Origin of the sequence: Vibrio sinensis, assembly GCF_003605645.1 — a bacterium.
Lineage (GTDB): Bacteria > Pseudomonadota > Gammaproteobacteria > Enterobacterales > Vibrionaceae > Vibrio > Vibrio sinensis.
This window is the reverse complement of sequence record NZ_QVMU01000017.1, coordinates 81,939-95,955: the sequence shown is the minus strand read 5'-3', so window position 1 is coordinate 95,955 and position 14,017 is coordinate 81,939. Positions and strand designations below refer to the sequence as shown.

General features: G+C 41.4%; 11 protein-coding genes and 1 pseudogene. 5 read left to right on the top strand and 7 right to left on the bottom strand.

Going from position 1 to position 14,017, the window contains the following annotated elements; all coding sequences use genetic code 11:
- Positions 1–144 precede the first annotated feature (144 nt).
- Positions 145–604: pseudogene (gene tnpA, locus DZ860_RS16155) on the top strand (IS200/IS605 family transposase).
- A 212-nt stretch (positions 605–816) separates the two neighbouring features.
- Here the strand turns inward: tnpA and DZ860_RS16150 are convergent.
- Positions 817–1,692 carry an AEC family transporter gene (locus tag DZ860_RS16150; protein ID WP_120033331.1) on the bottom strand — a complete coding sequence of 292 codons (876 nt, stop codon included), beginning with the start codon at positions 1,690–1,692 and terminating at the stop codon, positions 817–819.
- 256 nt (positions 1,693–1,948) lie between these two features.
- Between DZ860_RS16150 and DZ860_RS16145 the strand changes: the two genes are divergently transcribed.
- Positions 1,949–2,560 carry a YitT family protein gene (locus DZ860_RS16145; RefSeq protein WP_120033328.1) on the top strand — a complete coding sequence of 204 codons (612 nt, stop codon included), beginning with the start codon at positions 1,949–1,951 and terminating at the stop codon, positions 2,558–2,560.
- 480 nt (positions 2,561–3,040) lie between these two features.
- A complete protein-coding gene (locus DZ860_RS16140; protein WP_120033325.1) occupies positions 3,041–3,787 on the top strand; it encodes a phosphatase in 747 nt (248 codons plus the stop codon).
- Positions 3,788–3,940: 153 nt separating this feature from the next.
- On the opposite strand, the gene DZ860_RS16135 is transcribed toward DZ860_RS16140, so the two are convergent.
- Together DZ860_RS16135 and DZ860_RS16130 are read right to left on the bottom strand one after the other, a co-directional pair.
- Complete coding sequence (locus tag DZ860_RS16135) at positions 3,941–5,524, bottom strand: BCCT family transporter (RefSeq protein WP_207890647.1); 1,584 nt, start codon at positions 5,522–5,524, stop codon at positions 3,941–3,943.
- 373 nt (positions 5,525–5,897) lie between these two features.
- A complete protein-coding gene (locus DZ860_RS16130) occupies positions 5,898–6,551 on the bottom strand; it encodes an HAD family hydrolase (protein ID WP_120033350.1) in 654 nt (217 codons plus the stop codon).
- A gap of 155 nt (positions 6,552–6,706) precedes the next feature.
- On the opposite strand from DZ860_RS16130, the gene DZ860_RS16125 reads away from it, so the two are divergent.
- The gene (locus DZ860_RS16125) at positions 6,707–7,612 is read left to right on the top strand and encodes an NAD(P)-dependent oxidoreductase (protein ID WP_341537395.1); all 906 of its coding nucleotides are present in this window, start codon (positions 6,707–6,709) and stop codon (positions 7,610–7,612) included.
- Positions 7,613–7,763: 151 nt separating this feature from the next.
- Here DZ860_RS16125 and yqfB read toward each other — a convergent pair whose 3' ends face one another.
- The 3 genes from yqfB to DZ860_RS16110 form a co-directional block, all read right to left on the bottom strand.
- The gene (gene yqfB, locus DZ860_RS16120; protein ID WP_120033316.1) at positions 7,764–8,087 is read right to left on the bottom strand and encodes a N(4)-acetylcytidine aminohydrolase; all 324 of its coding nucleotides are present in this window, start codon (positions 8,085–8,087) and stop codon (positions 7,764–7,766) included.
- Between the two features lie 273 nt (positions 8,088–8,360).
- Positions 8,361–10,511, bottom strand: a complete 2,151-nt coding sequence (locus DZ860_RS16115) for a sensor domain-containing diguanylate cyclase (RefSeq protein ID WP_243641872.1) — start codon at positions 10,509–10,511, stop codon at positions 8,361–8,363.
- Between the two features lie 194 nt (positions 10,512–10,705).
- A complete protein-coding gene (locus DZ860_RS16110) occupies positions 10,706–12,388 on the bottom strand; it encodes an RluA family pseudouridine synthase (RefSeq protein WP_120033313.1) in 1,683 nt (560 codons plus the stop codon).
- A 279-nt stretch (positions 12,389–12,667) separates the two neighbouring features.
- On the opposite strand from DZ860_RS16110, the gene DZ860_RS16105 reads away from it, so the two are divergent.
- Positions 12,668–13,465, top strand: coding sequence for an HAD family hydrolase (locus DZ860_RS16105; RefSeq protein WP_120033345.1), 798 nt, complete (start codon positions 12,668–12,670; stop codon positions 13,463–13,465).
- Between the two features lie 149 nt (positions 13,466–13,614).
- Here the strand turns inward: DZ860_RS16105 and DZ860_RS16100 are convergent, their stop codons facing one another.
- A complete protein-coding gene (locus DZ860_RS16100; RefSeq protein ID WP_120033342.1) occupies positions 13,615–14,004 on the bottom strand; it encodes a hypothetical protein in 390 nt (129 codons plus the stop codon).
- Positions 14,005–14,017: the final 13 nt, after the last annotated feature.

Genomic DNA, 14,017 nt, shown 5'->3' with positions numbered 1-14,017 from the left:
TTGTATAGAGAAAACCCCCAGCTAGGCTGGGGGTTCCGTAAAGCTTACAGCTATAAGTCAGTTATATAACCCCTTTCAATTTGATAAAAACGTCTTGTGGTCTGGCAACTGCAAGAGTTAATTAAGAATTGAAAGGGGGTCCCAATGGGGGACGAAAAGAGCTTAGCGCATACGCGATGGAACTGTAAATATCATGTTGTTTTTGCACCYAAGTATCGAAGACAGGTGTTCTATGGTGAGAAACGAAGGGCAGTAGGCGAGATACTTAGAAAACTATGTGAATGGAAAAACGTGAATATTATTGAAGCGGAATGTTGCTCAGATCATATTCATATGCTTTTAGAGATACCACCTAAGATGAGTGTTTCATCCTTTATGGGGTATTTGAAAGGAAAAAGTAGCYTGATGCTCTATGAGCGATTTRGGGATTTGAAGTTCAAGTATAGAAATCGCGAATTTTGGTCGAGGGTATTATGTCGATACGGTAGGAAAAAATACCGGCAAGATACAAAGTTACATAAARCATCAACTAGAGCAGGATAAAATGGGAGAGCAATTGTCGATCCCGTATTCAGGTAGCCCGTTTACGGGCCGCAGGAAATAGTCATATRCAAATGTCAGRTCACTATGCGCCTGCTAGGGCGCAGCCAGTAGGAGAGCCTTATAGGCGCATATGAAAAACCACCGGCTATGCCGGTGGATAATTTTTTTTAGATTAATACCTATTGATCTGAGTTCGGTAGAGTTGAGCTATGTTTGTGGGGGTTATCCACATCAATTAGTGCTACATACAGTGATGCGAAACGGTAGGATGAGTTACAACGAGAGCGCAAACAGTAACAGTAGCGGTAAGGTGAATATGCAGAAAAAATTGGAAAATAACACCATCGAAGCGACTTGGACTGGCTCTATATTAAAACGTTCAGCAAATAAATAATTCATCACTGCTGGTGGCAACATAGTAAATAGCAGCATCATTTGTAATTCCATTGTCGGTAATGGAATGAAATAGTAAATACATGCGAAAGCGATGGCTCCTGTCAATAACGATTGTACGGTGCATAACAGACCAATACGTAAACCAGATAAGCGAATATTGCACATCTGTCCTCCGAGAGAGATTAGCATTACTGGCACAGCGGCTTGTCCGAGCAATACGCTGGCATCATACAGTGGGGCCCAAAGGGATATGCCTGAAATATTGATACACAACGCAATGAGAGCAGCAATGAAAATGGGCATTTTAATGATCTGTCGTAACGGATTGCCACTACTCAAAACCGCCAACCCAATAGTGAGGTGGGTACAAGCGGCGATGACAAATAATATTACAGCGGGCGCGAGTGCTTTTTCTCCAAATGTATAAGTGAAAAGTGGGATAGCTAGGTTGCCACTATTACGGAACATGTGAGGTGGCGTCCATGCTTTAAAATTTAATCCAAACCAACGACAGATAGGCCACATGACAAGAGCTGGAATAAGTATCGCGAATAGGGCTGCAAATAACAGAGGAAGTTGGTCATGATCAAGGGGAATGGTCACGAGAGAAGAAAACACCAAGGCCGGGGTAAAGGCGTCCATGTTAATGCGATTAATGGCTTGAAAATTAGGTTTAATGAAGCGACCAACGATAAAACCGACCACTACCAAGGCGAAAACAGGAAATAGTATCCCAACAATTTGTTCAAGCATGGTTGTTTCTTTGTGTGTCTATTTTATGTACACATTAACAAGAGGGACGACGAAAATCACTTCATATTCACATGTTTGATAGTTAAAAAGTGGTGCTTTAGCCATTCTTGTAACGTGATGATGTAAAAAATGTTAAACACTTTATATTTCGAACAATTTGTTTGTGAATTCGACTTTTTGTAACGAGCGCGCCATTTTAGGGGGCTACGGCAAGATATGTATTCTGCCGAAAGTATGAACATGGGATTGTTAAATTATGGATAATGAACATAGCCTACGTGAAAACTTGCTCGCACTCATACTGGGTAGTGGGCTGGTATCATTAGGTGTTATTTTCTTCAATCAAGTTGGGTTACTCACAGGAGGTACTGCCGGACTCGCTATTTTTCTGACTAAGGTTACGGATTTTAGTTTTGGGCAGATTTTCTTCACGCTAAATTTACCATTTTATTGGCTTTCAATGACTAGAATGGGATGGCGTTTCACCCTAAACACTTTTGTTGCCGTGGCGATAGTGTCGTTCGCGGTTGATCATCTCCACTATGTCATTCAACTATCGCACATTGACAGCTTCTATGCAGCGATTGTTGGTGGTGCATTGATTGGTACTGGTATGTTGGTGATATTTCGCCATAAAATGAGCTTAGGTGGTTTTAATATCTTAGCTCTTTTCTTACAAGAACGTTTTGGTATTCGTGCAGGGAAAGTTCAGATGGGATTTGATTGTACGATTGTGGTGTTATCACTGATGATCGTTGATATCCAGTTGATCTTGCTTTCTGTACTTGGCGCCATAGTGACGAACCTGATCTTAGCCATGAACCATAAACCGGGCCGATATCAGCCTATGGGAGCGGATAAAGCTTAGTATTTTCTATGTGAATATAGAAATAAGCTCTGAGATGGGTATATAAGAAAAAAGACCCGTGTAATGGTGAAGTTACACGGGCTAAATTGGGCAACAATTTAAATTTTTTAGTTGGAGATTGTTGGCACAATTTCCATATTCAGCTGTTAGAAAGTATTCGCGATCTTTAGAATTACTTTGAATCAGTGTAACCAACGACACATAAAGTAACATCATTGTTACTGATGTTTAATTATCAATTACACAAACATATTTTCCAAAAATGGAATCATACAAAATAGCAACGATTATGTGTCATTTGTCGGTTTTAATCCTTTCTATTTAAACGTATTTTTCTGATACTAATCCCCATCTCTTTGAATAGCTGCTAGGTATTATTATGCCGGCCACATTCATATTCATGCTGAGAATATTATTCACCTGAGAATGTTTTCTACTGCTGAAAATGAGACTCAAGCTGATAGATTTTGAGGGAATAAAATGGAACTAGTGATTGATACACACACGCATACGTTAGCGAGTGGACACGCTTACAGTACGATTATTGAAAATGCAGCGGCGTCAAAACATAAAGGATTAGCACTTTTGTGCACCACCGACCATGCGCCGTCTATGCCGGGCGCTCCACATGAATGGTTTTTTTCCAATTCACGAGTGTTACCTCGCTTTATTCACGATATCGGCATTCTAAGAGGATGTGAATCGAATATTATGAATGTGGATGGGAATATTGACCTTTTAGCGGTAACAACGCCTTATCTTGATTGGGTTATTGGCAGTTTTCATGAACCGGTTTTTCCACCGTCATCAAAGCAAGAGCATACTCAAGCGCTTCTTAATGTGATCAAATCAGGTCGTGTTGATGCACTGGGTCACTTGGGGAATCCTCGTTATGCTTTTGATATTCAAAGCGTGCTTTTATGTGCCAAAGAGCACAACGTTGCGATTGAGGTCAATAATACATCGCTGACGGGCATTGCGCGTGTTGGCAGTGATATTATCTGTGACAAGATTGTTGAGGTAGGGAAAGAAATCGGCGTCTACTTTACGACAGGATCTGATGCGCATTTTTGTGATGACATTGCAAAATTTGATCATGTCATTCCATTGTTGGAAAAGCATCAAATCCCAGAAGATAAGATCATAACAACGTCGACATCGCGTTTCTTAAATTTCTTGCAGTTGCGTGGTCGTCAGGCTATCCCTGAATTTGAACACTTGTATTAGAAGTTAATACTTTGAACTAGAGATATGCTTAGTGCAGTTGGGTATATCTAATAGAAACGCCCACAATAGAAGTTTGTGGGCGTTTATTTTGGTTCTAATCTATAGGCCTAAACCACCGTTTAGTGCATAGCTGGCAGTTTGGTAGAGTCGAAATTAGATAATGCCTTGTTGTTTTGCCATTTGACGAGCAATTTGTGGTGCTTTCCATAGACTAGGAAGTAAAACAAATGAGACTGGAACTGCAGTGATTACGATGAAAGATTGCAGTGCCGTGATGCCGCCAGCTCCCATAGAAATGAGCGCAATAGCCACAACCCCCATCATGATTCCCCAGAAAGAACGGATGATTGCGTTCGGTTCGGTACTACCAGTCATTACAACACTGATGGTATAAGTCATTGAATCACCAGTGGTGACAATGAATGTCGTCGTTAGTATCAAAAATAGTATTGATATAATGAGTGGAAAAGGCAATTGGGCAGTGATCGCTAATAGTACAGCAGGAAGGTTAAAGCCCTCAAATGCACCAGAAATCAATCCAGGATTATCGAGTTCAAACGCTAAACCACTACCACCGACAATACTAAACCAAAAACAAGTAATCAGTGGCGCAGCGATGCTGATAGATAGAATCAATTGTCGAATCGTTCGACCACGAGAAATACGAGCAATAAAAATCGCCATCATCGGTCCGTAACCGATAAACCATCCCCAGAAAAAGACCGTCCACCAACTCAGCCAATTTGTGTCTTCACGGTATAAGGCCATTGGAATGAAGTTTTCAATCATCCGCCCTACACCTTGTACATAACCATCCACAATGAAAGTCGTTGGTCCAAATACCAACAAGTAGCCAATTAATCCGGCTGAAAGAATGATGTTGTAGCGACTTACGATTTGAATGCCTTTATCAACCCCACTAAGAGCTGAGAGGGTATAAGTCGCAATAGCGAATAAAATCACACAAGATTGCGTGGTGAAGTTGTTCGCAATACCGAACAACTCGTGCAGAGCATAGCTTATTTGTAGGCCTAAGAAGCCGATAGGACCGATAGTACCTGCTGCGACGGCGATAATGCAGCATGCATCGGCAATGTGACCAATCCAACCGTTGATCGCTTTCTTGCCAAAAATTGGGTAAAGCAAGGTTCGAGGTTTGAGTGGCAACCCTTTTTCATAGTGAAGATGCATCAAAACGATGGTTGAAAGACATCCGAGAATTGCCCATGCGAGAAAGCCCCAATGCATGAAAGATTGAGATAAAGCATTAATAGCGGCAGCTTTTGGTGATGCATCCCCGTAAAGTGGAGGTGCGGAAACGAAGTGAGCGATCGGTTCTGCGGCGGCCCAAAATACCCCACCGCCAGCGAGCAAGGTGCACAGAACAATAGAGAGCCATTTGAATGTGTCTAGCTCGGGAAAAGATAAACCACCGAGTTTAACTGAACCAGTTCGTCCAAGAGCGATGAACAAACCGATAATGAAATTGAGTAGCAGTAAGACTTGCCAGAACGCGCCAAAATATTGGGTGGCGAGACCAAAACCTGTGTTGACTAGTTCGGTCAGTATAGTGGTGTTAGTGATAGCTAAAAAAACAAACAGAGAAAGAAAACTGCCGCTAAGCCAAAAAACAGGGTTAGACAGCTCAAGTTTGCTGAAAAGGGACGGAGGATGAATGGCTGAATAGTCTGCATCTTCAATGGGTATCTGAGTTGCAGTGTTCTTCATGTTCGACATAGTCATATTCGACGTCATATTCGACATAGTTGCTTCGCTTTTCTTGGCTCGAAAGCCGTGTATTTCCCCTTACATATGAACATCAATATGTGAGGGACTTCAAAAAAGCCGCCCATGCTAGCATGTTGCAATCAATAAAATAACCGTAACGATAAAAATATTTTGTAGAAGTTGATTAATTATTTGATTTATATCGAATCAAAAAAATAGCGGAGCTTTGGAGAGGGGAGGAATTGTCGATGGGTGTTTTAACCTATTATTGAGGTTATAAATTGAGTTTATAAATGGAAAATTGAATGCATCTTACTTGGCATTAACCTGCTGAAGTTATGGGTTATTTTAAGCTTTTCTTCAGCAGGTGATGCTAATGAGTCTAACGGTAGGTCGTTATGATATTTTTGAGCGCTGCACTTAGGCTCGGCAATATGGTGTGACCAAGGGTTAGCACTTCTTCGCTTGGCTCGACTAAGTCAGGAATTTGGTAGGTGATCATGTTAGCAGAAGTCGCAGAACGTACGCCGTTATTTGAGTCTTCAAACGCAAGGCAAGTCGCAGGATCAACGTTGAGACGCTGGGCTGCAAGTAGGTAAATTTCAGGATCAGGCTTACCGTTAGTTACTTCACAACCGCAAGTAATGGTATCAAAGTAATGGTCGATGTTGGCTAGCTTCAACTTGATTGTCGCGAGGTTTTTATGAGTCGACGTTGCAACTGCAATTGGAATCTCTTGTTCTTTCAGCCAATCAAGTAGCTCAATTACCCCATCTTTTAATGGAATAGCTTCGTGGTGCACAATGGCTTGATAGTTGATTCGCCATTCTGTATCTACGGCATCAAAGTTGTCGCCATAGGTTTGGCGCAGTACTTGCTCGATCCCCGCAGCATTACGACCGATCACAGAAAGGTAGGCCTCTTCGTAAAAGGGTTGTCCAACGGTTTCACAAGCTTGTTTGAATACTTTTAGGCAAAGACGTTCAGTATCCAGCAGTAATCCGTCCATATCAAAAATGGCAGCATTAATTTTCATTTGAATCATCGTTACAATAAATAGAGGCGGGTATTTTGCCATAATTTAGGTAGGAAAAGTGGTTATTTTCTCATGAGATAGCAACATAACAGTGATACTCATTTCTAATTAAATTTGAGAGTAATGTTTTTGATAGTTTAGTAGACTAGCGGTCTATTGAAAAAGAAAGGAGGAGTCGGTTGATGAGCCAAAAGAAAGTCGCTTTTGTTGGTTTAGGGGTTATGGGTTATCCAATGGCTGGCTATTTAAGTAAAGCTGGCTACACCACAAAAGTATTCAACCGAACTTATGCGAAAGCTGAGCAATGGGTCGGTCAGTATCAAGGACAGGCATGCGAAACGCCGAAACAAGCAGCGCAAGATTGCGATATTGTTTTTGTTTGTGTCGGTAATGATGATGACGTTCGAAGCGTCGTCTATGGTGATGATGGTATTCTCGCTGGTTTGAAGCCGGGAGCGGTTTTGGTCGATCACACCACGACATCAGCAGAGCTTGCAATTGAACTCGCGAAAGTAACTAAAGAGCTTGGCTATACATTTATCGACGCACCAGTTTCAGGTGGTCAAGCGGGTGCAGAGAATGGCGTGCTGACGATTATGTGTGGTGGTGAGCCAACAGTATTTGACCAAGTTGCACCTGTTATGGACGTGTACGCAAAACAAATTTCACTGCTAGGTGAAAATGGTCAAGGTCAGCGCTGCAAGATGGTCAATCAAATATGCATTGGCGGCATTCTTCAGGGGTTAAGCGAAGCTATATTACTCGCACAAAAATCAGGCCTTGATATTGAGCAGGTTGTCGAAACCTTGAAACATGGCGCAGCGGGTTCATGGCAGATGGAAAATCGTGCAACCACAATGGCGCAAGATAAATTCGATTTTGGTTTTGCAATTGATTGGATGCGTAAAGATTTAGGCTTTTGTTTGAAAGAAGCAGAGCGCGTTGGTATTGAACTACCACTTACTCAAAAAGTGGATGAACAGTACGGACAACTCCAAGAACAAGGGTTAGGACGCATGGATACATCTGTTCTGATTAAAGCTGTTGCTAAAGATGCTTAACGGTATTTGAAGTGGTCATAATTCGTCCTCAATGTGTAAACACATTTCAGGACGGGACAACCGAACTAAATAAAAAGGCGCTGATGTTCAGCGCCTTTTTGCTATCTTGGATTCATTGTAAAAAACACTGCGTTTTTAGCAACGTATCTCTTTAAGCGCTAACTAATTCATAGCTAATTACAAATAGCGTATCAGTATTTGGATAAATTTCGCGAATCAGTGACTTTAGCTTAGGGAGTTCCATGTATTCCTGCTCGGCATGGAATTCATTGATATCGTCAAAGTTTAATGGTTCAACTGAAAGGATCTTGATATCACAAACTCGTTGATTCGTTTCAAGCGTGAAAACTTCTACTTGAGTTCCAGGGACATAATGACTTTCTGATTCGTCACGAATCGTAATGGTTTTTTGACCAGCCACAATTGAGGGTGCTAAAAATTCAAAAAACGTGATTGTAGTCGGTGCTGCAGGCATGAGTAATCCTTGGAGTAATGAAACAATAGCGTGTCATCGAAGTCCATGTCATCGAAAGACAAGGTTTTCAAAATAGAACGCTATCGAAATAGCGAATGGTTCTTTTCATTATATACTGTTGTATTAACAAATCGCATTATTCCGTTCTACTTTAATCTACTGCTGTGTTGGCTACGCTTATTCTTATCCCTCTGTCACTGAGTTGATTAGACTTACTGGGCCTAACCATACTGGTTGTACTTATTACCGTGTTGAATCTAATACCTTTTTTAACTATTGGGAGATGGGCTCGGCCAAGGTACAGACGCTGAATTTGTTTCTGCCGTGTGATTTTACTTTGTATAACTGCTGATCGGCGAGATTAAACAAATGATCGAATGAATCGGCCTTTCGTGACTTTTGACGTCGATTTGCTGCGCCAATCGATAATGTTAGGTTTGGGTTGCACTGCGACAAAGGATTAGGTAATGCCATTTCAGCAAGTGATTGCTGTAACGTACGTAACTTTTGCTCGAGTTGTAGTTGTGTGGAATTACAACAAACCGCTAAGAACTCATCACCCCCGTAACGAAATAAATAGTCGTTATCACTATCAAAGCTGCTTTTCATCAGTGAGGCGACGGACTTAAGCGCGACATCACCTTGGTGGTGGCCATGAAAATCGTTATAGCCTTTGTAGTAATCAACATCAATCATTACAGCCGCTAGGTTCTCTGCTTGTTCCGCGGCTTTCGTTACCAAAGTTGGAATGATGGTGTCCAGTTGATATCGGTTATACAGGCCAGTCAAAGGATCTGTTTTGGATAAGAGATCTAGTTTTTGATTGGCTTGCTCTAAGCGGCGGCGCTGAACGTGGTTTTCTAGTGCAATGGCAATAAATCCCGCTAATTGTTCGAATAAATTGCGATGATGTTGGTGGTACTGATCTGGCAAATGATGCTGGATTGATAAGATGCCCAGGACTTTATCTCTGAGTTTTATCGGGGTTAGCAGAATAGATTCAACGGGACTGCTCTCATCAAAAATGACGCAATCGCGTTTTTTTCGTTGTTCCAATGGCACGAAGCTATTCAAGACATCATCATTTATACGGTTAAGATGTACCGTGGACTTATTGGCGATTACATAACTACCAATGGAGTGTTCAGTCAAACAGTTGACTTGGAAGTCTTCGACTGGGCCTCGTCGGTCATAAAAGTAGCAATAATCTAGGATGTGAGTTTTATCATCATACAATGCAATACCGAATTCATCGGTCGGGAAGATAGAACAGACTTTGTCGTAAATAAACGGAAGGTGTTGAGCGAGATCTTCTGAGGTAGCAATCTGCTGACCTACTTCAGTAACGGTGCCGATATGCTGACGAGTTTGATTGATAACGCGTCTTTCTTGTTCCGCGGTTGCTTGTTCTACCTGCATGAGTATTTGTTGAAACTCTTTAGCTTCTAGCTCTGCGAAATGTTTGTCTGAAATCGCAATGTAGGCGGACTGAATCTTAAGTAATTCACTTTGATTGCCCTCTTGCTCTAACAGTGAGAACAAAGCTCGGCATAGTTTGACGTAGAAGCTAAAATTTTCTTGTGGATCAATTTCATTATACAACTTAAGACAAGCTGAAAGTGCTTCTTTCTTTTCTGAAGTTTGCGCAAGAAATAACGCATAATGAACTTTGTTTTCAAGTTGATTGTGGTTGTCTTGCGTCACAGAAAATAGAGCTTGTGCTTTTTCAAAGGCATCTCGAACCACTGACTCTGAGTAACGTTCACGATGTTTCACCATGACTTGTCCTATATACCCATGAGCGATTGCTTGAACTCTCGGGTTTTGGTGTGCGATTGCAATAGCAAGAGCATCTTCAATATGGCCAATTGCCGTCACCGGATCGTGCTGGTGTCCTAAGGCATAGCCCATATTCAGTAAACAGATGGCTTGATTGACATTGTTGCCGACTTTAGCGGCACTCTGTTCACCGAGGCTTGCCAGTTGATATGCTTTTTGAAATTGCCCTAGGGATAAGTGAAAGTCACTGATATTGGTGTAAGCCAGTGAACGGTAATTGTCATCGAGTAAATTGGTGTGATCGAGCACTTCGCGATAGAGGGTATACGCGTCTTGATAATCTTCTTGATCTGCGAAAATCGAGCCAAGCAAAATATGCACATGCAATTTAAGGACGTAATCTTTTTCATCGGTGCATTGGCTAATACATTGCTGATAAGTTTGGATGGCGTCTTTCAGTCTGTCATATCTGTCATGGGCTAGTGCGATAAGAAAAAGGCGTTGAGCCTCAGGAAGAACATAATCGTAGCGCTGACAAATATCTTGGACGTTTTTTTCAAGTTGATGAAAGCCTGATATGCCATGATAAACCTGCATTCGAGAGAGCATGGCATTGATTTTCTGTTGGGCTTCTTCTTTTTTCACATTTGTCTCTCACCATATAAAACTCGATTATATGGAATGGGGTATTATTTGTTAATGCTACTGTTTATCTAGGTTTTTATTGTCGAAGCATATCTCAATATTTAGAGGTTTAATTGATAGAGTTGTTATTTTGGTTGAGTGAAAATGAAGCGCCGAAGCGCTTCTTATATGGAATAGGGATGTGTGAGCGATGACTAAAAATCTGATTCGACTTGGAATGACAGGCGTTCATGGTGGTAAGGGTGATCAAATTCGAGCATTTCTGCGTGCAGATGTAAGCGATTTTCTTTTTCCCCATACAAACCGTCTCCCACCATGGCAAGATTTAAACCTAAATGATGCGCGCAATGAACTCGTAGTTGATGGGTGCGGCCTGTTTTAGGGTACATATACAACTTACTTCGTCCATTTTTGGTGTGAATCAATTGCCAATAGGTTTCAGCAGGCTTGCCATGTTCAAAGCAGACAAGTTGACGTGGACGGTCATCAGGATCGCCTCGCATAGGTAATTTAATCGTCCCCTCACTTTGAGCTACTTCGCCCTCGAGTAAAGCTACATAACGTTTTTGGACCCCTCGGGTGATGAACTGCTTTTGCAGACTTTTATTGGCGCGTTTTGTTAATGCAAAAACCAATAAGCCCGATGTCGCCATATCTAAACGATGTATGACAAAAGGTCCTTCTACATCCGTAAATAAAGCCTGAACACGAGTATAGGCTGAGTCTTTTATCGTTTTACCAGGAACGGACAACAGACCTGATGGTTTATTGACAACAACGATAGCGTCATCTTGATAAACGATCTCAAGTGGTTTGTTTTCACCCCAATTGTCTTCCAACGGATTTGGGTCAACTTCAAGGCCTTGTAGCATGTGAGTTAATATCGGTTGGCATTTTCCATGACAAGATGGATAGAATTTCTGGTGCTGGCGTACTTCCGATTTTGGCGAAGCTCCCCACCAAAACTCCGCCATAGCGATAGGTGTATAGCCATGTTTGTAAGCATAATGCAGCAGCTTTGGTGCTGCGCACTCGCCAGCAGCAGCTGGTGGTGTTGGCGTCGTTGTTTCGGAGAATATCGCTTTGAGTGATTTTTCTTCACCATGAGCATTTAAAAAACGATACTGCTCGAATAGTTTGTTTTGCAAAGCATTAGAGAGTGTTTTTCTTTTTTGCTTATAGTTTGCTAGCTCACCGTTAATACTTTCCAGTTGAACTGATAATTGAGCGATTTTCTCATCCCATTCAAGTTTCAGGTATTTCAGAACGTTCTTTTCAGCGACACTTTTTTTTGCAAGTTCGTTCAATAGTTCTTGGAGATCTTCGCCAGTTAAAAATTGTTCACCGAGTTGACGTTCTTGCTTACGTGAAGCGCGACCATCAATCATGGTTTGGCGTTGAGCTTGTTCTTGTATTTTGTAGTCGTATTGCCATTGCTTTAATGTTTCAGTCAATTCAAGACGCTTCGGGTCAGCGCTCAATCGAGAGACTTCAATATTGACGGCTGAAATTTCAGCAAGCTCGGTGCGAAAAAAACTTTCTTCGGCAAGCATATCAAACACAGGAGGAACAAAATTTGGTAGTAAGTTTTGGTCAGCAATCTTACCTGAGAATGCAGATAAGAATCCAAGTTCACCTTGAGGTGACTTGACCAGTAGAACACCAAACATTTTCCCTATTCCAACTGAGCCACTCTGTTCTATACCAAAATCATGCTGCCAATCTGTTTGTGTTTGTAAATGCTGTTGTAGCTGTTGCGCAGCTTGAACACAAAGAGGGTGGGGCGTGTAATAAAACGGAAAAGTAAAACGTTGAGGCAACGTATCGCCATCGATTTGCGTCTTAAAACGAGTAAAGCATGATTGAGACGAAAGCATGTTATTGGCTCTGGTTCGGGAAAATTAAGCGGTGGATTGTACCTGTTTTAGTTGAGATTACCATCGACGCGCAAGGCTTTAAGCCGCTAAATATAGCGATGTTCTATAGTCCATTTTATAGGTTAGAGTTTGTTTGATATGGCGGTAGAGTCTAGTTATTGATTTGGCTTGAGATTAGGCCCATTTCCTGTAACGTACACAGTAATTTATAAAGCAGCTAACATGACTATTAGTATTGTCATTACGGTTGCATTTTTGCCAATTGTTAGAGTTGAAGTGATGTCTGAAATGAAGATTAAATTTGTAGCCTCCGATATGGATGGCACCTTACTGGATGAAAATGGAAAATTACCCGCGGAATTTTTTGATGTGTTTCCTCAATTAGAAGAGAAAGGCATTCTTTTTTCCGCCGCATCTGGACGTCAATACTATAGCTTGTTAAATACGTTTTCTTCAGTACAAGACCGTATTGTTTATGTCGCTGAAAATGGCACTTTAGTCATGTACCAAGGTAAAGAACTTTATAGTTGTACCATTCCTAAATCAGAAATTGAGCAAATTGTTCAAAAAGTTAGAGCGATTGATGGTGCTTACTTTGTGTTGTGTGGCAAGCGGTCTGCTTATATTGAAACTCAAGATCCACAGGCGCTTGAAGAGTTCGCTAAATATTACCATCGCTGTGAATACGTGGAAGATGTGTTAACGGTTGATGATGATTTTATGAAAGTTGCGGTTTGCCATTTTGATGGTACTGAGCAACATGTTTTCCCAACACTCAATCAAGAGTTCGGCGATAGTCACCAAGTGGTGATTAGTGCAAAAATTTGGTTGGATATGATGAATGCTCAAGCATCGAAAGGTGCGGCGATTCAGCATCTTCAACATACGATGGGCTTTTCTGTTCAAGAAACCATGGCGTTTGGTGATTATTTAAATGATCTTGAGATGCTACAAGTGAGTGGATACTCGTATGCGATGGAAAATGCGCATGAAGTAGTGAAAAAAATGGCACGTTTTCAGGCGCCTAGTAACCGTGATTCAGGTGTGCTGCAAGTGATAAAAGAGAAGTTACTGTAAATTTAGACTGGAACGCAGTGACTGAAAGACAAAAAGTTAGCCCCGCACTCGATAAATCGATGGCGGGGCTAACTTTTTGTATAACGAACGAATTCACAAGTGTATTTAATTAGTTGACTTAATAAATATCGTTAACGCACATAGTTACTTTAACGCACATAGTTACTTTGAGTGCTGACATACCAATGATGAAGTTGACCATTCTCCATTTTTACCCATAGATCGTTGTGGTATTGATAGATTCGCCCATTGACGGTAAGACTAATTGTATTGTCACCGGTTTGTTTAGCGCGAACAAATTGATCGGAGGTTGTTAAGAAGGGTTTTTCATCCTCGACGTTTGTTGCGTCAGAGAGAACAAAATAACTGAACATTTTGCTGCTATCAGGATCGGTCGAATAAATGCGATGTCCGACGAGTCGGAACGTATCATTTAATGGTTGTTCTAGTACTTGTTTACCCATCGATTCGTGGGTTGGAATAAAAACCCAAGCCAATACGCCAGCAGCGATGATCACCAATAATAAGAGTGATCGCATGAGTGTTTTCATT